This is a genomic window from Salipiger sp. D13 (genome assembly GCF_003703915.1).
Classification (GTDB): Bacteria; Pseudomonadota; Alphaproteobacteria; order Rhodobacterales; family Rhodobacteraceae; genus Salipiger; species Salipiger profundus.
In genome coordinates, this window is the sequence record NZ_ML112597.1 from 87,701 (window position 1) to 104,471 (window position 16,771).

Annotated in this window: 21 protein-coding genes; 8 read left to right on the plus strand and 13 right to left on the minus strand. The window is 68.4% G+C overall.

What is annotated here, in order from left to right; genetic code table 11:
* Positions 1-29: 29 nt before the first annotated feature.
* Positions 30-1,316 (plus strand): tyrosine--tRNA ligase, encoded by a 1,287-nt coding sequence (gene tyrS, locus D6860_RS12750; protein ID WP_076624862.1) that lies wholly within the window; start codon positions 30-32, stop codon positions 1,314-1,316.
* Positions 1,317-1,349: 33 nt separating this feature from the next.
* Here tyrS and D6860_RS25260 read toward each other — a convergent pair whose 3' ends face one another.
* Entirely contained in the window at positions 1,350-1,514 is a 165-nt protein-coding gene (locus D6860_RS25260) for a hypothetical protein (RefSeq protein ID WP_164845641.1), read from the minus strand.
* A 48-nt stretch (positions 1,515-1,562) separates the two neighbouring features.
* On the opposite strand from D6860_RS25260, the gene D6860_RS12755 reads away from it, so the two are divergent.
* Positions 1,563-2,450, plus strand: coding sequence for a GNAT family N-acetyltransferase (locus tag D6860_RS12755; protein ID WP_076624863.1), 888 nt, complete (start codon positions 1,563-1,565; stop codon positions 2,448-2,450).
* Between the two features lie 155 nt (positions 2,451-2,605).
* On the opposite strand, the gene D6860_RS12760 is transcribed toward D6860_RS12755, so the two are convergent.
* Positions 2,606-3,157: a peptidylprolyl isomerase gene (locus tag D6860_RS12760; RefSeq protein WP_076624864.1), complete on the minus strand. Its 552-nt coding sequence runs from the start codon at positions 3,155-3,157 to the stop codon at positions 2,606-2,608.
* Positions 3,150-3,656 (minus strand): peptidylprolyl isomerase, encoded by a 507-nt coding sequence (locus D6860_RS12765; RefSeq protein WP_017469728.1) that lies wholly within the window; start codon positions 3,654-3,656, stop codon positions 3,150-3,152. The genes D6860_RS12760 and D6860_RS12765 overlap by 8 nt, the downstream gene beginning before the upstream one ends.
* A gap of 136 nt (positions 3,657-3,792) precedes the next feature.
* Between D6860_RS12765 and pgk the strand changes: the two genes are divergently transcribed.
* Together pgk and D6860_RS12775 are read left to right on the plus strand one after the other, a co-directional pair.
* A complete protein-coding gene (gene pgk / locus D6860_RS12770; RefSeq protein WP_076624865.1) occupies positions 3,793-4,971 on the plus strand; it encodes a phosphoglycerate kinase in 1,179 nt (392 codons plus the stop codon).
* A gap of 178 nt (positions 4,972-5,149) precedes the next feature.
* A complete protein-coding gene (locus D6860_RS12775; RefSeq protein WP_076625454.1) occupies positions 5,150-5,449 on the plus strand; it encodes an FtsB family cell division protein in 300 nt (99 codons plus the stop codon).
* Positions 5,450-5,549: 100 nt separating this feature from the next.
* Here D6860_RS12775 and D6860_RS12780 read toward each other — a convergent pair whose 3' ends face one another.
* The 10 genes from D6860_RS12780 to yajC all read right to left on the minus strand — a co-directional run bounded on the left by D6860_RS12780 (position 5,550) and on the right by yajC (position 12,542).
* Positions 5,550-6,116, minus strand: a complete 567-nt coding sequence (locus D6860_RS12780) for a DsbE family thiol:disulfide interchange protein (RefSeq protein WP_076624866.1) — start codon at positions 6,114-6,116, stop codon at positions 5,550-5,552.
* Positions 6,109-6,270, minus strand: a complete 162-nt coding sequence (ccmD, locus tag D6860_RS12785; RefSeq protein WP_017469037.1) for a heme exporter protein CcmD — start codon at positions 6,268-6,270, stop codon at positions 6,109-6,111. The genes D6860_RS12780 and ccmD overlap by 8 nt, the downstream gene beginning before the upstream one ends.
* Positions 6,267-6,995 (minus strand): heme ABC transporter permease, encoded by a 729-nt coding sequence (locus D6860_RS12790; RefSeq protein ID WP_017469036.1) that lies wholly within the window; start codon positions 6,993-6,995, stop codon positions 6,267-6,269. Before D6860_RS12790 ends, ccmD begins: the two co-directional genes overlap by 4 nt.
* A gap of 109 nt (positions 6,996-7,104) precedes the next feature.
* Positions 7,105-7,761 (minus strand): heme exporter protein CcmB, encoded by a 657-nt coding sequence (gene ccmB, locus D6860_RS12795; protein ID WP_076624867.1) that lies wholly within the window; start codon positions 7,759-7,761, stop codon positions 7,105-7,107.
* Positions 7,758-8,372 carry a heme ABC exporter ATP-binding protein CcmA gene (ccmA, locus tag D6860_RS12800; protein WP_076624868.1) on the minus strand — a complete coding sequence of 205 codons (615 nt, stop codon included), beginning with the start codon at positions 8,370-8,372 and terminating at the stop codon, positions 7,758-7,760. Before ccmA ends, ccmB begins: the two co-directional genes overlap by 4 nt.
* A 115-nt stretch (positions 8,373-8,487) precedes the next feature.
* Positions 8,488-8,841, minus strand: a complete 354-nt coding sequence (locus D6860_RS12805) for an Mth938-like domain-containing protein (protein WP_076624869.1) — start codon at positions 8,839-8,841, stop codon at positions 8,488-8,490.
* A gap of 9 nt (positions 8,842-8,850) precedes the next feature.
* Complete coding sequence (locus tag D6860_RS12810) at positions 8,851-9,603, minus strand: sulfite exporter TauE/SafE family protein (RefSeq protein WP_229743299.1); 753 nt, start codon at positions 9,601-9,603, stop codon at positions 8,851-8,853.
* Entirely contained in the window at positions 9,596-10,573 is a 978-nt protein-coding gene (gene secF, locus D6860_RS12815; RefSeq protein WP_017469659.1) for a protein translocase subunit SecF, read from the minus strand. The genes D6860_RS12810 and secF overlap by 8 nt, the downstream gene beginning before the upstream one ends.
* 1 nt (position 10,574) lies before the next feature.
* Positions 10,575-12,236 (minus strand): protein translocase subunit SecD, encoded by a 1,662-nt coding sequence (gene secD, locus D6860_RS12820; protein ID WP_076624870.1) that lies wholly within the window; start codon positions 12,234-12,236, stop codon positions 10,575-10,577.
* 18 nt (positions 12,237-12,254) lie between these two features.
* Positions 12,255-12,542, minus strand: a complete 288-nt coding sequence (gene yajC, locus D6860_RS12825) for a preprotein translocase subunit YajC (RefSeq protein ID WP_017469962.1) — start codon at positions 12,540-12,542, stop codon at positions 12,255-12,257.
* A 205-nt stretch (positions 12,543-12,747) separates the two neighbouring features.
* Between yajC and D6860_RS12830 the strand changes: the two genes are divergently transcribed.
* The 4 genes from D6860_RS12830 (at position 12,748) to D6860_RS12845 (ending at position 16,735) form a co-directional block, all read left to right on the plus strand.
* Positions 12,748-13,449, plus strand: coding sequence for a trypsin-like serine peptidase (locus tag D6860_RS12830; protein ID WP_076624871.1), 702 nt, complete (start codon positions 12,748-12,750; stop codon positions 13,447-13,449).
* A gap of 54 nt (positions 13,450-13,503) precedes the next feature.
* Positions 13,504-14,796: a serine--tRNA ligase gene (serS, locus tag D6860_RS12835; RefSeq protein WP_076624872.1), complete on the plus strand. Its 1,293-nt coding sequence runs from the start codon at positions 13,504-13,506 to the stop codon at positions 14,794-14,796.
* A 2-nt stretch (positions 14,797-14,798) separates the two neighbouring features.
* Positions 14,799-15,500, plus strand: a complete 702-nt coding sequence (locus tag D6860_RS12840; RefSeq protein WP_076624873.1) for a hypothetical protein — start codon at positions 14,799-14,801, stop codon at positions 15,498-15,500.
* A 266-nt stretch (positions 15,501-15,766) separates the two neighbouring features.
* On the plus strand, positions 15,767-16,735 hold the full coding sequence (locus D6860_RS12845; protein ID WP_076624874.1) for a zinc-binding metallopeptidase family protein: 969 nt from the start codon (positions 15,767-15,769) through the stop codon (positions 16,733-16,735).
* Positions 16,736-16,771: the final 36 nt, after the last annotated feature.

A 16,771-nucleotide genomic window follows, 5' to 3' on the forward strand; every position in this document is an offset into this window, starting at 1 on the left:
GAACGGGCGAACTATAAGAGGGAAGCCCCATGACCTACCATCCCAAATCGGACTTCATGCGCGTCATGATGGAGCGTGGCTTTCTGGCCGACTGCACCGATTATCAGGGCCTCGACGAGGCGCTGAGCAAGGGCGTGGTCACGGCCTACATCGGCTACGATGCCACGGCGAAGTCGCTGCACGTCGGCCATCTCCTGAACATCATGATGCTGCGCTGGTTGCAGAAGACCGGTCACAAGCCGATCACGCTGATGGGCGGCGGCACCACCAAGGTCGGCGATCCCTCGTTCCGGTCCGACGAACGGCCGCTGCTCGGGCCCGAGCAGATCGACGCCAACATCGACGGCATGAAGCAGGTCTTCGCGAAATACCTCGGCTACGGAGAAGGTGCGACCGACGCGCTCATGCTCAACAACGCCGAATGGCTCGACGGGCTCAACTACCTCGAGTTCCTGCGCGACATCGGACGGCATTTCTCGGTCAACCGGATGCTGTCCTTCGAGAGCGTGAAGTCGCGGCTCGACCGCGAGCAGTCGCTGAGCTTCCTCGAGTTCAACTACATGATCCTGCAGGCCTACGATTTCCTCGAGCTGCATCGCCGCTACGGTTGCAGCCTGCAGATGGGCGGCTCGGACCAGTGGGGCAACATCGTCAACGGCATCGACCTGACGCGCCGGGTGCTCGACGCCGAGATCTACGGCCTCACCTCGCCGCTGCTGACCACCAGCGACGGGCGCAAGATGGGCAAGAGCCAGGGTGGCGCAATGTGGCTCAACGCCGACATGCTCAGCCCCTATGCGTTCTGGCAGTTCTGGCGCAACACCACCGACGCCGACGTGGGCCGGTTCCTGAAGCTCTACACCGAGCTGCCGGTCGAGGAATGCGACCGGCTCGGCGCGCTCGGCGGCGCCGAGATCAACGAGGCCAAGATCGTGCTCGCCAACGAGGTCACCACCCTCTGCCATGGCGCCGAGGCGGCGGCGGCGGCCGAGGCGACCGCCCGCGAGGTGTTCGAGAAGGGCGGTGTGGGCGACGACCTGCCGAAGTTCGACGTGACGCTCGAGGTCATCCCGGCCGAGACGATCGACGCGCCGCAACCGGGCTTCTACGTGCCCGCGGGCGCCCTCTTCGTCGAGGCGAAGCTCGCGAAATCGGGCAAGGATGCCAAGCGCCTGATCGCCGAGGGCGGCGCCATGGTAAACGACCAGCCCATCGACAAGAGCTTCCCCTTCGTCGAACGCTCGGTCCTGCAGGGCGACTACGCCAAGCTCAGCGCCGGCAAGAAGCGCCACGCCCTCATCAGGCTGGCCGACTGACTCCGGCGACGCGCCGCGCGTCCGCGCGGCGCGTCAGAAGAGCCCCTGTACCACCGCCTGCAAGAGCGCCAGCCCCGCGAAGGGCAGCGAAAGCACCACCGCCAGCAGAAGCGCGGCCGCGGCCGTCGGTTTCGGACGGGGCGCCACGGCGGCGGAAGAGCGGGGCGCCGCGCGGCGCTTGAAGGGACTCGGGGCCATGTTCCGGAGTTAACCACCGATTCACTTTCCGATCCCTTAATCCGGATCATGGAATCGCTCCGCCCGCCCCTCCTGCAATCGCCCGAATATGCCCGCACGCTCGACGCGCTCGGCCTGCCGCTGCGACGCGGCAGCCTCGGGCCCGACAGCGCGCCAGAGGCAAGCTGGCTGATCCAGTCCCGCCACATGCCCCTGCTCGGAAAGGTCGAACTCCTCTCCCGTGGCCCTGTCTTGGGGACTCCGCTCCTGCCGGAGGACTGGTGGCCCGCCTGTCGCTCCCCGCGGGGCACGCCGCTCCTGCTCAACGCCACCGGGGACGCGCCCGAGCGCCTGCTCGCCGCCGGCTTCTGGCCCCTCGTCACCCCGGCCACCATTGCCATGCTCACGCTGGCGCCGCCCGAGACCATGCGCCAGGCGATGCATCAGAAATGGCGCAACCGCCTCAACCACAGCCTCGACGCGGGCCTCGGGATCAGGCGCATGCCACTCACCCCCGGTCACTGGCTACTCGAAGCCGAGGCCGCACAGGCCCGCGCCCGCCGCTACCGCGGCCTGCCGCCCCCGCTGATCGCGGCCTTCGCCCAGGCGAACCCCGGCCGCGCTCTGATCTGGGAAGCCCGCTGCAACGACACGCCGGTCGCGGCCATCGCGATCCTGCGGCACGGTCCCATGGCCACTTGGCAGATCGGCGTCACGCCCCCCGAAGGCCGCCGCCGCAACGCCATGAACGCCCTCCTGTGGGACGCCATGTGCTGGCTCGCCGCGCACGGCCATGACAGGCTCGATCTCGGCATGCTCAATTCCGACGACGCGGCCGGCCTCACCCGTTTCAAGCTTGGCACTGGCGCCCGCGCCGAGCGCCTCGGCGGCACCTGGCTGCACCATCCGGCCCTCGCCCCGCTCGCACGCCGGCTGCCCAAAAGGCTCGCGGCCTGACCGGCTTCTTCTGGCCGGAAATATTCCCGGGAGGTGAATTGCCCGGGGCCTCCCGGGCAAGAGGAGGGCAGCGCCCTCCTCGGCGGCCGCCGGGCGCCAGCGGCGCGCGGCGGCTCGGAACAGGGCGCGCCGCGACAGCGGCGCGCTCCGCCAGATCAGTCCGTGACCTCGACCGAGACCATCCGGTCCGGCTGGCCGACCACGGCGCCGTTGCGGCCGGTGCCGCGCTTGATGGCGTCGATCACGTCCATGCCCGAGGTCACCTCGCCCACGACGGTATATTGCCCGTTCAGGTGCGGCGCCGGGGCGAACATGATGAAGAACTGCGAATTCGCCGAATCCGGGTTCTGCGACCGCGCCATGCCCACCGTGCCGCGGCCGAAATCGCGATCCGAGAACTCTGCGGACAGGTCCGGCATCTCCGAGCCGCCCATGCCCGCCATGCGCATGTCGCCGCCCATCTTGCCATGCTCGACATCGCCGGTCTGCGCCATGAAGCCGTCGATCACGCGGTGGAACACCACGTCGTCATAGGCGCCCTCTTCGGCAAGCGTGGTGATGCGCTCGACATGGTTGGGGGCCACGTCCTCGAAGAGGTCGATGTGGAAGGTGCCGTTGGCGCCCTCCCCCTCGACCGTCACGTCCAGCCCCGCCGCCGACAGCGGCGCGGCCAGCACGCAAAGCGCGGCTGCAACGAGATTACGCATCGGCGGCCACCTTGACGCTGACCATCTTGTCCGGGTTCGCGGGCGGCTCGCCGCGGGTGATGGCATCGACATGCGCCATGCCGTCGATCACCCGGCCGTAGACCGTGTACTGCCCGTTCAGGAAGTGGTTGTCCTTGAAGTTGATGAAGAACTGCGAGTTGGCCGAGTTCGGGTTCTGCGAGCGCGCCGCGCCCAGCGTGCCGCGGTCGTGCGGCAGCTTCGAGAACTCCGCCGGCAGGTCGGGCAGCTCCGAACCGCCGGTGCCGGCGCGGCCCATGTTGCCGCCCTTGTCGGCGTTGCCATGCTGCACGTCGCCGGTCTGCGCCATGAAGCCCTCGATCACGCGGTGGAACACCACGCCGTCATACTGGCCCGCGCGCGCCAGCTCCTTCATCCGCTCCACGTGCTTCGGCGCCACGTCGGGCAGCAGCTCGATCGTCACGGTGCCGTCCTTCAGCTCCATGAGGATGGTGTTTTCCGGGTCCTTGATCTCGGCCATGTCGCATCACTCCCTGTGCGCTCAAAGATGCCTCGTGACGTAATACGCCCCCGCCCGATTGCCAAGACGCCGCGGCGCATTGACGCCAGCGGCCTCAGGGGGCATCCCTTTGGCAACGCTTTGACAGGAGGACAATATGGCCTGGAAGACCCTCGACGACATGGAGCTTGACGGCAAGCGCGTGCTCACCCGTGTCGACATCAACGTGCCGGTGGAGAACGGCGAGGTCACAGACGCCACGCGCATCGAGCGTGTCGGCCCCACCGTGCAGGATGTCCTGTCGCGCGGCGGCACACCGGTGCTGCTGGCCCACTTCGGCCGCCCGAAGGGCAAGGTCGTGCCCGAGATGTCGCTGAAGATGCTGGTGCCCGCGCTCGAGGCCGCCTTCGGCACCAAGGTGCATTTCGCCACGCTCGACGAGGCCGAGGCCGTCATCGGCGCCTGCCCCAAGGGGGATGTCGTGCTGCTCGAGAACACCCGCTTCGAGCCGGGCGAGGAAAAGAACGACACCGAGCTTGCCAAGACCTATGCCGCGCTCGGCGATGTCTACTGCAACGACGCCTTCTCGGCGGCGCACCGCGCCCATGCCTCGACCGAGGCGCTGGCACGGCTGCTGCCCTGCTGCGCCGGCCGGCTGATGCAGGCCGAGCTCGAGGCGCTCGAGGCAGCGCTCGGCAACCCCAAGCGCCCGGTGCTCGCCGTCGTCGGCGGCGCCAAGGTCTCGACCAAGCTCGAACTGCTGTCGAACCTCGTGGAGAAGGTCGACATGCTGGTGATCGGCGGCGGCATGGCCAACACCTTCCTCGCGGCGCAGGGCATCGACGTGGGCAAGTCGCTCTGCGAGCACGAGATGACCGGCACCGCCAAGGAGATCGCCGAGAAGGCCGCGACCACCGGCTGCGAGATCTTGCTGCCGCGTGACGTCGTCGTCGCCCGCGAGTTCCGCGAGAACGCACCCTCCGAGGTGGTGAAGGCCGAGGAGTGCCCCGCCGACGCGATGATCCTCGACGCGGGTCCCGACAGCGTTGCGCATGTCGAGCAGGCCATCGACCGGGCCGAGACGCTGATCTGGAACGGCCCGCTCGGCGCCTTCGAGATCGCCCCCTTCGACGCTGCGACCAATGCCGCGGCCGCCCATGCCGCCAAGGCGACGTCCACCGGCAAGCTCGTCTCGGTCGCAGGCGGCGGCGATACCGTCGCGGCGCTCAACAAGGCCGGCGCGTCCGAGGATTTCACCTATATCTCGACCGCAGGCGGCGCCTTCCTCGAGTGGATGGAAGGCAAGGTGCTGCCGGGCGTCGCCGCGCTCGGCTGAACCCACGCCCACTGACCGGACCGGCGGCCACGTGCCCGCCGGTCCACACCGGGCCTTCACGAAGATTTTCGGCAGCCCGCTGCACACAGGGGATTCCCATGGCGAATCGCCTGTGCCATAGTCACTTGCACGCATCCGCAAAGAGATGCGCACCCTGAGGCAGATCGAGAGCGCGTCCATGAACGCTAGGCGCAAACCCGCATTCGGCATCGTCATCTACGCCGCCGTGACGCTGAGTCTCTCGGCGTATTTCATCTTTGCCGCCGTGCAGGGGGATTTCGGTCTGTTCCGTCGTGCCGAGATCGAGGTCGAGGGCGAGAAGCTCGCCGCCGAGCTCAAGACGCTCGAGACCGAGGTCGCCCGGATGGAGAACCTCACCCGGCGGCTCTCCGACGACTACCTCGACCTCGACCTGCTCGACGAACAGGCCCGCGACGTCCTGGGGCTCATGCGGTCGGACGAGATCGTCGTCCGCTGATCCGCTCGCCGCACCCGGCACCACGCACCACCCTTCGTCATGACATGAAAAAAGGGCGCCCCGAGGCGCCCTTCTGTCGTTCGGCCTGCCCTCTCGCGGCTCAGCGCCCGAGCGCCTCGTGGAGTTTCGGCAGGAACTCCCTTGTGTACATGGTGCCGGCCAGCGGCCCGACGTGCTTGTGCAGAACGGTGCCGTCGCCGTCGACGATGAAGGTCTCGGGCGGTCCGGTGACGCCCCAGTTGATCGCGGCGCGGCCCTGCGGATCGAAGGGCACCCCGATGAAGGGGGATTTTTCTTCGGTCAGGTAGCCCGACGCGGCGCCGACCTTGTCCTTGAAGTTCACGCCGACGATGCGGACGCCCTCATCCTGCAGTTCCAGAAGGCGCGGATGCTCGGCCCGGCACGGCGGGCACCACGACGCCCAGAAGTTCACGACGGTGACTTCACCGGTGCGCAGGTCCGCATCGGTGACCGAGGGAAAGCCCTCGAGCGTCTGCTCGGGCAGCGGCGGCGCCGGCTGCCCGATGAAGGTCGAGGGCAACTCCCGCGTGTCACCGCGCTGCAGGCCGAAATAGGCCATCACCGCGAAGCCGAGGAAGATCAGCGGCGGCAGGAACACCAGCGGCGAGATCTTGCGCTTCGGGCGGTCGGGATTGGTGTCAGCCATGATGACGTTTGCTCCGTTTCTCGATGTCCTCGAGGTCGCGCCGCACCCGGCGGGCCCGCAGCAGGCTGGCCGCGACCAGCAGGACGATCAGGCCGAGGCTCACGCCATAGGACGCGAGCACGGCAAAGGCGTATTTCCCCAGATCCGGCATCATGCCTGACGCTCCCGTGCCAGCAGGGCGCGCGACCGGCGCGCCCGGATTTCCGTCTGCGTGCGCAGGAAGACCAGTGCCACGAACAGCAGGATGAAGCCCGCGATGCAGACCAGCGCCGGATACCAGAACACGTCGGCCACGTTTTCCTCGGCGTCCATCGACAGCGACGCGCCCTGATGCAGGCCCTGGTTCCAGAACAGCACCGCGTAGCGCGACAGCAGCGCGAAGACCGAGCCCACGAGACAGAGGATCGAGGTCAGGTCGGCGGCGGTGTCATCGTTCTCGATCGCCGTCCAGAGCGCCATGTAGCCAAGGTAGAACAGGAACAGCACGAGGAAGGACGTCAGGCGCGGATCCCACGCCCACCACGTGCCCCACATCGGCTGTCCCCAGAGCGCCCCCGTGGCCAGCGCGATGAGCGTGAATACCGCGCCCACCGGCGCCGCCGCGCGGGCCGCCAGCGCCGAGACATGATGGCGGCGGATGATCCAGACCAACGAGGTGACCAGCATCATCACCCATGCGTTGATCGCCATCATCGCGGCGGGCACGTGGATGTAGAAGATCTTGACGGTCGAGCCCTGCCGATAGTCGTCGGGCGTGAAGAAGAAGCCCCAGACAAGCCCGGTCACGAGACAGATCACCGCCCCGGCCGCCACCCAAGGCAGCACCAGGTCGGTGGTCCGGATGAACTTCACAGGGTTGGCATATTCCCAGATCGACATGGCTCTCCCCCTAGCGCAAGTGTCTTACGGTTTCACCTGAATTTTGCGTCATGAGCAAGGGCACGTGGTGCCGCAGGCTGGTCGCCGTGGCGTCCTCCACGGCCTTGGCTCAGCGCAGGTTGATGCGCAGCACGGCGGCGCTGGCGAAGGGCAGCAGCGCGATGACGCCGGCACTGATGCCCGCCAGCATGAGCAGCGGCGTCTGCACGGCCAGCCCCTCGGCGCCGCGCCGGGCCACCTCGGCGCCGAAGATCAGCGTGGGCACGTAGAGCGGCAGCACCAGCAGCGACATGAGCAGCCCGCCGCGCTTGAGGCCGACGGTGAGCGCCGCGCCGAAGGTCCCGATGACCGACAGCGCCGGCGTGCCTGCCGCGAGCGACACCAGAACCCAGAGATAGCCTTCGGGCGGCAGGCTCAGCAGCACACCCAACACCGGCGCGGCCAGCACCAGCGGCAGCCCGGTGGTCAGCCAGTGGGCCAGCGCCTTGACCGAGACGATGCCCTCCATCGGCAGCGGCGCCGTGGCCAGCAGGTCGAGCGAGCCGTCCTCCCAGTCGAGCGCGAAGATCCGGTCGAGCGACAGCAGGCAGGCCAGCAGTGCCCCGATCCACAGCACGCCCGGCGCGATCCGCGTCAGCAGCCCGGTCTCGGGGCCGACACCGAAGGGCACCAGCACGGTGACGATCAGGAAGAACGCAAGGCCCAGCCCGAAGCCGCCTCCGGCCCGCACCGCGAGCCGCAGATCCCGTGTCAGAAGAGCGATCACAGAAAGGCCTCGTCCTGTTTGGCGGCGCGCGGTCTGGCCTTCAGCGGCGTGACGTCGAACACGTCGGCCTCGGGAATGCCGAGGTCGATGTGGGTGGCCATCAGCGCCGAGCCTCCCGCCGCGAGGTGCTTGCGCACGGCCGTGGCGAACAGCGCGACCGAGGCGGTGTCGAGCGAGACCGTCGGCTCGTCGAGCACCCAGACCGGGCGCCCGGTGACCATCAGCCGCGCAAGGCCGAGCCGCCGCTTCTGCCCCGCCGAAAGGTTCCCGGCGAGCCGGTCGGCAAGGGTGTCGAGGTCGAAGTCGTGCAGCGCGGGAGCGATATCGGAGGTGCCGAAGACATGCGCCCAGAAGCGCAGGTTCTCGGTCACCGTCAGCATGGATTTCAGCCCATCGGAATGTGCGGCATAGGCGATGCGCTCGCCGGCGCCCTCGACCGTGCCCTCGAACGGCGGCTGAAGCCCCGCCACTGTGCGCAGAAGCGTGGTCTTGCCCGAGCCGTTGGGCCCGCGCAGCACCAGCGCCCGCCCGGGGGCAAGATCGAAGCTCACCCCTTCGAGCACCGGCACACCGCCCCGGGCCACCGCAAGATCGCGCACGCTCAACATCATGGCCGACGGCTTAGCGCAGCCGGAGCCCCTGCGAAAGACGCAATCCCACCGCGACGCGGCGACAGAGCCGCGCAGGGGCGTTCAGGTCATCGGCCGTGTGCCTGTGCGTCAGGTGTCAGACCGGCAGCGCCGCAAGCGCCACGCGACGCCCTTCGCCGAGCAGCACGTTGTAGGTGCGGCAGGCCGACGGCGTGCTCATGACCTCGATGCCGATGCCGGCGTCTTCGAGCCGGCTGCGAAGGCTTCGCGGCAACGGCGCCATCTCTGGCCCGGTGCCGATGAACAGCACGTCCACGTCGCCCGCGAGGGCCACCAGCGGCTCTTCATCCTCGAGCCCGCCCCAGGCGAGCGCGCCTTCCATGGCCAGGCAAAGCGTGCCTTCGACCGCACGGCCACCGACCCGGAAGAATCCCGGGCCATAGCCATCGACCGGCTGCGCTGCGCCGAAGCTGATCTCGTTCATCTGCATGGTGATCCCCTAGCCCCATACCGGCAATCCCAGCACGATTGCCGTTGCGATGATCCCGTAGGCCACGACACGGTATCCCTCCTCCCGTGCCGGATCGAACAGCGCCTGGCCCACTCTCGTGCCCAGACCATAGGGCAGAAGCATCAGGAAACCAAGCGGAATGGCCGAACGGGTTAACGCCCCCTGCATCGCCAGAAGCGGCAGCAGCGCCACCGAGGTCACGGTCAGGAAGACGAGGATCGTGGCCCGCGAGCGCGCGACGCTCTCCTGCCCGGCGAGCTGGAACAGGATGAGCACCGGCCCGAGCAGCCCCGTCGCGCCGCCGACGAAGCCGGTCGCCCCGGCCACCGCGATGCGCAGGCCCGGCCCGGGTGTCGCGCGGTAGCGCCAGCCGGTCACCAGCGCCGCGAGCGTGATCGCGGCCACCGCCACCACGGCCCATCGCAGCAGCGTCACGTCGGTGACGCGCAGCACGCGGATCCCGAGCGCCACCATCGGCAGCGCAATGACGATCATCATCCCGCTGGTCCTGAGGTCGACCTGTCGAAGCGCCCGCGGCAGCAGTGTCACCACCGAGGCCAGCGCCGCGAGGTTGAAGGCCGCGATGGCGGTCTCCATGGGCAGAAAAATGGCGCCGACCGGCATGAAGACCAGCGCGGCGCCAAAGCCGGAAAACCCGTAGATCGCCCCCGCCACGAAGGCGGTGAGCATCATCGCCCAGAGCCCCGGCGTAGCGAGGATCTGGGCCGTGAGATCAGACACTCGAGCCGGCGGCGGCCTTCTTCGCCTCGCCTTCGGCCTGTGGCTTCGACCAGTCGCGCTTGACGCCGAGCCAGAGCAGGATGGCCGAGGCCACGAAGATCGACGAGTAGGTGCCGACGAACACGCCCCAGATCATCGCGAAGACGAAGCCCCGGATCACGTCTCCGCCGAGGGTGAAGAGCGCGAAGAGCGCCAGCAGCGTGGTCAGCGATGTCATGATCGTGCGCGACAGCGTCTCGTTGATCGAGACGTTCAGCACTTCCTTAAGCGACCGCTTCTTGTACTTGATCAGGTTCTCGCGAACCCGGTCGAAGACCACCACCGTGTCGTTCAGCGAGTAGCCGACGATGGTCAGCAGCGCCGCGATGATGGCAAGGTCGAACTGGATGCCAACCTCGGAGAAGACACCGATGGTGAGCAGCACGTCATGCACCAGCGCGGCCACGGCGCCGACCGCGAACTGCCATTCGAAGCGCAGCCAGATGTAGATCAGCACCGCCGCGATGGCGAGCCCGACCGCGATGAAGGCGGTCTGGATCAGCTCGCCCGATACCTTGGGGCCGACGCTCTCGACCGAGATGAACTGGATGTCGGGGGCGACCTCCTGCAGCGCGCCCTCGACCGCGCTGATGGTCTCCTCGGTCACCGACGAGGTGTCGTCCTGCGCCTGGATGCGGACCTGCGCGACGTTACGGTCGGGGCCGAAGCTCGGGTCGAAGACCTCGGTGATCGAGCTGTCGCCCAGACCCAGCGCATCGACCGCGTCGCGGTAGGCGCCCACGTCCACCGGCTGCGTGCTCTCGGTGCGGATGGTCGTGCCGCCCCGGAAGTCGATGCCGTAGTTCAGGCCCCGCACCCCGAAGCTGACCATGGCGAGCACGATCAGGAAGCCCGAGATACCGAGCCAGAGCTTCCAGTGCTTGAAGAAGTCGAAGGAGGTTCCGTCCTTGACCAGTCTCAGATGGCGCATGTCAGATCTCCAGCGTCTTCGGGCGGCGGCGTTCGAACCACATCACGATCAGCAGGCGCGTCACCCAGATCGCGGTGAACACCGAGGTCACGATGCCCAGCCCCAGCGTGATGGCGAAGCCACGCACCGGCCCCGAGCCCATCACGTAGAGGATGATGGCGGTGATGATGGTGGTGATGTTGGCGTCGACGATGGCCGAAAGCGCCTTTTCGTAGCCGAGTTCGATGGCACGGGCCGGCCCGCGCGCCGATTTCAGCTCTTCGCGGATGCGCTCGAAGATCAGCACGTTGGCGTCGACCGCCATGCCGACCGTCAGCACGATGCCGGCGATGCCGGGCAGCGTCAGCGTCGCGCCGATCATCGACAGGATTCCCATGATGAGCCCGATGTTCAGGATCAGCGCCACATTGGCGAAGAGCCCGAACAGGCCATAGCTCAGGAACATGAAGACCAGCACCATCGCGAAGGCGACGGCGGTGGCGAGCTTGCCCGCCTCGATGCTGTCCTGCCCGAGCTGCGGCCCGATCGTGCGCTCCTCGAGGAAGTCCATCCCCGCCGGCAGCGCGCCGGCGCGCAGCAGCACGGCGAGGTTGTTGGCTTCCTCGACTGAGAAGTCGCCGGTGATGATGCCCGAGCCGCCGGCGATGTGGCTCTGGATGACCGGGGCCGAGATGACCTCGTCGTCGAGCACGATGGCGAAGGGCGAGCCGATGTTCTCGGCGGTGTAGTCGCCGAACTTGCGCGCCCCGCCGGGGTTGAAGCGGAAGCTCACCGCCGGGCGACCGTTCTGGTCATAGGTCGGCTGCGCGTCGGTCAGTTCCTCGCCGGTGACGACGGGGGCCTGCTCGAGCACGTAGTAGACGCCGTCCTCGTCCATCGAGGGCAGCACCTCGTTGCCGACGCCGGCGGATTCGTTGGCGTTGCCGCTGCGGCTGACGACCGGCTGGAAGGTCAGCTGCGCGGTGGTGCCGATGATGTTCTTCAGCTCCTCCGCCGAGCCGATGCCCGGCACCTCGATGAGGATGCGGTCGGCCCCCTGACGCTGGATCGTCGGCTCGCGCGTGCCGACCTCGTCGATGCGGCGGCGAATGATCTCGAGGCTCTGCTGAAGCGTGCGCTCGTCGGTGGCCTGTTTCTCGGCCTCCGAAAGGGTGACCACGACCTCGTTGCCGTCGCCGGCGACCTGAAGGTCGGTGGCGCCCGCCCCGGTGAGCGAGACGACCGGCTGTGCCAGCCCCCGCACCAGCTCGAGCGCCCGCGCCATGCCGTCGGGGTTCGAGATGCGCACCCGCAGGGTGCCCGGCGCGCTGTCCTGAAGCCGGATGGTGCCGACCTCGTCGCGGGCATCGCGCAGCACGTCGCGGACGTCGGGCCAGAGCGACTCCATCCGCGCGGCGTAGACATCGGCGACCCGGACCTCGGCGAGCAGATGCGCCCCGCCCCTGAGGTCGAGGCCGAGGTTCACGAGGTCGGAAGGCAGCCAGGACGGCCATTGCGCCGCCTCGGCCTCGCGCTCGGGCGTGCTGCCCGAGGTCTCGATCGCCTTGACGGCGTCATTGTGGGATTCCACGCGGGAATAGAAGAGGTTTGGCGCCGCCAGCACCAGCCCCGCCACCACGAGCGCCCAGATGAGGACGCGTTTCCAGGTATCGATCTGTAGCATGTCGGCGCCTTGTACGGCTCAGCTCTCGGCCGGTTCGGTCTTGGAGATCACCTGCGTGATGGTGTTCTGCACGACGCGAACCCGGACGCCCTCGGCGATCTCGATCTCGACCTCGTTGTTCTCCTTGACCTTGGACACCTTGCCGATGATCCCGCCCTGCGTGACCACCTGGTCGCCCCGGCGCAGCGCCGCGACCATCTTCTGATGCTCCTTCATCTTCTTCTGCTGCGGACGGATGAGCAGGAAGTACATGATCGCGAAGATCAGGATGAGCGGTACGAACTGTGCAATGGCGCTTGTGTCCATGGGCGGGCTCCTCGTTGGATGAAAGCAGGGGGAGGCCCCCCGTGAAGTCGCGCGGAACCTATGTGCGAACGCTATCGGATGCAAGGCGCGGAAACGCGGCGGTCGCCGGATGGTTCCGCGACCTCCGGGCGCACCCCGCCGCGCCGGCTTGCCGGGAAATCACCGGCCAAGTAGCCTTTGCGGGCCCGCCCGGGCAAGACACGGGATGCCCGCGACGACCATGCGCCTTGTTACCGCTCTCATTTTGTTGTTCGCGACGGACTGCCCCGCGCCTGCACAGGATCTCCCAGCCCTGCCGCTCGAGGATCACCCGCGCTGGGAGGCGGTCGGGCGGCTCAACACCCAGGGCTACAACCGGCGCGGCATGTGTTCCGCCGCGCTCGTGGCGCCCGATCTGGTGCTGACCGCCGCGCATTGCGTCGCCGGTCGCGACGCCCGCCCCGAGCGGCCGGAAAATCTGCATTTCGTCGCGGGCTGGCTCGGCGGACGCTACGCGGACGAGGCCGCCGTCGCCTCCTACGAGGTCCCCCCCGAGGCCTACGCCCGCGTCAACCTCGACATCGAGCACGACGTAGCACTCGTCACGCTCGCGCGGCCGCTCGACGTGGCGCCCCTGCCCGTCGGCAGCCATATCGCGCCGCCCTTCGCCGTCGTCGGCTACCACGACCACCGCGAGAACCGGCTTTCGGCGCGCTTCGACTGCGCCGGCGCGCTCGACCATGCGCTGATCCGGATCGCTTGCCCGGTGCGCCCCGGCAACTCCGGCGGGCCGGTGCTTGCCGGCGGCCCGGACTGGAAGATCGTCGGCGTCATCACCGCCTCGGTCGCGGGCGGAACGCTGGTCGTGCCGGTGGATGAGTGGGTCCGCGAGCGGCTCGTGCGGGGCGCCCCCTACACCTCCGAGTGAAAAGAGGGCATAACCGCCCCGACTCGACCCCGGAAAAGAGAAGGACAAGGGACGATGCACGACATCCGCACCATCCGCGATAACCCCGCCGCATTCGACGCGGCGCTGTCTCGCCGCGGGATGGAGCCGCAGTCGCCCTCGATTCTCGCGCTCGATGAAGAGCGCCGCGCCGCCATCCACGCCGCCGAGACCGCACAGGCCGACCAGAAGAAGGCCGCGAAAGAGGTTGGTGCCGCCAAGGCCGCCGGCAACGAGGCCGAGTTCGAGCGCCTGCGCGCGCTGGTGGGCGAGAAGAAGGCCGAGGTCGCCGACATGCAGACCCGCGCCAAGGAGCTCGACGCGCAGCTCAACGAACTGCTGATGGGCCTGCCGAACCTCCCCTACGACGACACCCCCGAGGGCGCCGACGAGGACGACAACGTCGAGATCCACCGCTGGGGCACGCCCGGCAGCTTCGATTTCACCCCGATGGAGCATTACGAGCTGCCGGCGGTACAGAAGGGCATGGATTTCGAGACCGCCGCCAAGCTCTCGGGTTCGCGCTTCGTGGTGCTCTCGGGCGCCGTGGCGCGGCTGCACCGGGCGCTCGCGCAGTTCATGCTCGACACCCATACCGAGGAAAACGGACTCACCGAGACCTGGACCCCGGTGCTGGTGCGCGAAGAGATGATGTATGGCACCGGCCAGCTGCCGAAATTCGGCGAGGACAGCTACCAGACCCGCGAGGGCTGGTGGCTGGTGCCCACCGCCGAGGTGACGCTGACCAACATCGTCAACGGCATGACCGTCGACGAGGATTACCTGCCGCGTCGCTTCGTCGCGCACACCCAGTGCTTCCGCTCGGAAGCGGGCAGCGCCGGCCGCGACACCTCGGGCATGCTGCGCCAGCACCAGTTCGAGAAGGTCGAGATGGTCTCGGTGACCCACCCCGACAAATCCCGCGAAGAGCTTGACCGGATGACCGGCTGCGCGCAGGGCATCCTTGAAAAGCTGGGGCTCCCCTACCGCACCGTGGTGCTCTGCACCGGCGACATGGGCTTCGGCGCGCGCCGCACCCATGACATCGAGGTCTGGCTGCCCGGGCAGGACAGCTACCGCGAGATCTCCTCGGTCTCGGTCTGCGGCGACTTCCAGGCGCGGCGGATGAACGCCCGCTTCAAGCCAGGGGATGGCGGCAAGCCGGGCTATGTCCACACGCTGAACGGCTCCGGCCTTGCCGTCGGGCGCTGCCTCATCGCGGTGCTCGAGAACGGCCAGCAAGCCGACGGATCGGTCCTCCTGCCCGAGGCGCTCCACCCCTGGCTGGGCGGCAAGACGACGCTCACCGCAGACGGAGAGCTGGTCTGACCATGCAAACACTCTGGGCGGCACTGGTGTTCTTGGCCGCGGTGATCTTCGCCGCCGGGCCGTTTCTGTTTCCCGGCTTCCAGGGCTTCGACCCCGGGGCCTTCCCGGTGCCGCAGGACGACCCGCCGGTGCAGCCCGCGGGCTACGCCTTTGCGATCTGGGGGCTGATCTACCTCTGGCTCGTCGCGGGCACGGGCTTCGGCCTGTTCCGCCGAGCCGACGACCCCGACTGGCAGCCGCACCGGATGCCGCTGCTCGTGAGCCTTGTCGTCGGCATCGTCTGGCTGCCGGTGGCGCAGATCTCGCCGATCGCGGCGACCGTGCTGATCTGGGTGATGATGCTCGCAGCCCTCGTGGCGCTGTTTCTCGCCGGTGACATGGACCGCTGGCTGCAGGTCGCGCCGCTCGCCGTCTACGCCGGCTGGCTGACCGCCGCCGCCTCGGTCTCGATCGGCCTGATGCTGGGCGGCTACGGCCTCCTGCCCGAGACTCCCGCCGCACTCGTCGGCCTCGGCATCGCGCTCGCGATCGCGCTGGTCGTGCAATACCGGCTGCACCGCGCGCCGCTCTACGGCATCACGGTGATCTGGGCGCTGGTGGCGGTGATCGTGGCGAACTCGGCCCCGCTCAACATCGCCGTGACGGGTGTCGCGGTGCTCGGCATCTTCGGCATCCTCGCGCTGCGGGGCACCGACACCGAATAAGGCGGCGCGGGGCCACCGCGCCCCTGCGCGCCCCTGCGTACCGCGGGAAGTGCAAACCACCGAAGACCCTCGCGCAACACGCGGCCCGCGCACGCGGCGGCCGGCTTCGGCCCCGCACGCTGCCACGCGAGGCGCCCGCGCGTCATTTCCAAGCTTGCAGGCTCCGGCGTTCCGGGCAGACTGCCGCGCAGTCAATCGCGACAGCGACGGAACCCGCCCGGCGGCGGCGCGGTTGACCCCCGCTGTCACGGTCAGGACATGAACCCATGCAAATCTTCACCTGCCCCGCCTGCGGGGCCGATCTCTACTTCCACAACACTGGCTGCACCTGCGGCCAGCAGGTCAGCTTTGACCCCGACGCGCAGACCATGCGTCCGCTCGAAAGCCCCTGCGCCAATCGCGAGGCCATTGCCTGCAACTGGCAGGCCGAAACCGAGGGCGCGCTCTGCCGGTCCTGCGCCATGACCGAGGTGCTGCCCGACCTGCGCGAGGACGCCAACCGCCCGCTGTGGGAAACCTCCGAGCGTGCCAAGCGCTGGATGCTCGCCAATCTCGCGCGCTGGGGCTGGTTCACCCCAGACGACCCCGGCGATCGGCCGGTGTACCGGATGCTCTCCGAGCAGACCACGACAGGGCAGGAAGACGTGGTCATGGGCCATGCCAACGGTGTCATCACCATCAACGTCACCGAGGCCAGCGAGGCAGAGATCGTCAAGCGCCAGGAAGCCCTCGGCGAGCTCTACCGCAGCATGCTTGGCCACATGCGCCACGAAACCGCGCATTTCCTGCACATCCGCCTCTCCGAGGAGCCCGGCTTCCCCGAGGCCTTCCGCGCCCTCTTCGGCGACGAGCGAGCCGACTATGGCGCCGCACTCAAGGCGCACTACGAAAACCCGAAACCCGCCGGTTTCGACCATGTCACCAGCTACGCAACCGCCCACCCCCACGAGGACTGGGCCGAGACGCTCGCGCACCTGATGCACCTGATCGACCTGCTCGACAGCGCAGCCGCGGCGAAACTCGCGCTGCCGGACGGCCCGCCGCCGGGCTACGACGCCTACGCCAGCGGCGACACCGAGCACGAGCTGACCCTCGCCATCGACCTCGCCATCGCGGTCAACCACGTCAACCGCGCCATGGACCTGCCAGACCTCTACCCCTTCGTGCTGGCGCAGGGCGTGCGTGACAAGATTGCCTTCGCGCACGGCTGGCTGCGCCGCAACGCCCGACACTGAAATGCCGGGCGCCCACGGTGCCCGGCCCTTCTTCTC

What these genes read in the sequence shown, in the direction of transcription:
- tyrS (WP_076624862.1), top strand. Translation starts at nt 30, where the DNA reads ATGACCTACCATCCCAAATCGGACTTCATGCGCGTCATGATGGAGCGT.
- D6860_RS25260 (WP_164845641.1), bottom strand. Translation starts at nt 1,514, where the DNA reads ATGGCCCCGAGTCCCTTCAAGCGCCGCGCGGCGCCCCGCTCTTCCGCC.
- D6860_RS12755 (WP_076624863.1), top strand. Translation starts at nt 1,563, where the DNA reads ATGGAATCGCTCCGCCCGCCCCTCCTGCAATCGCCCGAATATGCCCGC.
- D6860_RS12760 (WP_076624864.1), bottom strand. Translation starts at nt 3,157, where the DNA reads ATGCGTAATCTCGTTGCAGCCGCGCTTTGCGTGCTGGCCGCGCCGCTG.
- D6860_RS12765 (WP_017469728.1), bottom strand. Translation starts at nt 3,656, where the DNA reads ATGGCCGAGATCAAGGACCCGGAAAACACCATCCTCATGGAGCTGAAG.
- pgk (WP_076624865.1), top strand. Translation starts at nt 3,793, where the DNA reads ATGGCCTGGAAGACCCTCGACGACATGGAGCTTGACGGCAAGCGCGTG.
- D6860_RS12775 (WP_076625454.1), top strand. Translation starts at nt 5,150, where the DNA reads ATGAACGCTAGGCGCAAACCCGCATTCGGCATCGTCATCTACGCCGCC.
- D6860_RS12780 (WP_076624866.1), bottom strand. Translation starts at nt 6,116, where the DNA reads ATGGCTGACACCAATCCCGACCGCCCGAAGCGCAAGATCTCGCCGCTG.
- ccmD (WP_017469037.1), bottom strand. Translation starts at nt 6,270, where the DNA reads ATGATGCCGGATCTGGGGAAATACGCCTTTGCCGTGCTCGCGTCCTAT.
- D6860_RS12790 (WP_017469036.1), bottom strand. Translation starts at nt 6,995, where the DNA reads ATGTCGATCTGGGAATATGCCAACCCTGTGAAGTTCATCCGGACCACC.
- ccmA (WP_076624868.1), bottom strand. Translation starts at nt 8,372, where the DNA reads ATGATGTTGAGCGTGCGCGATCTTGCGGTGGCCCGGGGCGGTGTGCCG.
- D6860_RS12805 (WP_076624869.1), bottom strand. Translation starts at nt 8,841, where the DNA reads ATGCAGATGAACGAGATCAGCTTCGGCGCAGCGCAGCCGGTCGATGGC.
- secF (WP_017469659.1), bottom strand. Translation starts at nt 10,573, where the DNA reads ATGCGCCATCTGAGACTGGTCAAGGACGGAACCTCCTTCGACTTCTTC.
- secD (WP_076624870.1), bottom strand. Translation starts at nt 12,236, where the DNA reads ATGCTACAGATCGATACCTGGAAACGCGTCCTCATCTGGGCGCTCGTG.
- yajC (WP_017469962.1), bottom strand. Translation starts at nt 12,542, where the DNA reads ATGGACACAAGCGCCATTGCACAGTTCGTACCGCTCATCCTGATCTTC.
- D6860_RS12830 (WP_076624871.1), top strand. Translation starts at nt 12,748, where the DNA reads ATGCCCGCGACGACCATGCGCCTTGTTACCGCTCTCATTTTGTTGTTC.
- serS (WP_076624872.1), top strand. Translation starts at nt 13,504, where the DNA reads ATGCACGACATCCGCACCATCCGCGATAACCCCGCCGCATTCGACGCG.
- D6860_RS12840 (WP_076624873.1), top strand. Translation starts at nt 14,799, where the DNA reads ATGCAAACACTCTGGGCGGCACTGGTGTTCTTGGCCGCGGTGATCTTC.
- D6860_RS12845 (WP_076624874.1), top strand. Translation starts at nt 15,767, where the DNA reads ATGCAAATCTTCACCTGCCCCGCCTGCGGGGCCGATCTCTACTTCCAC.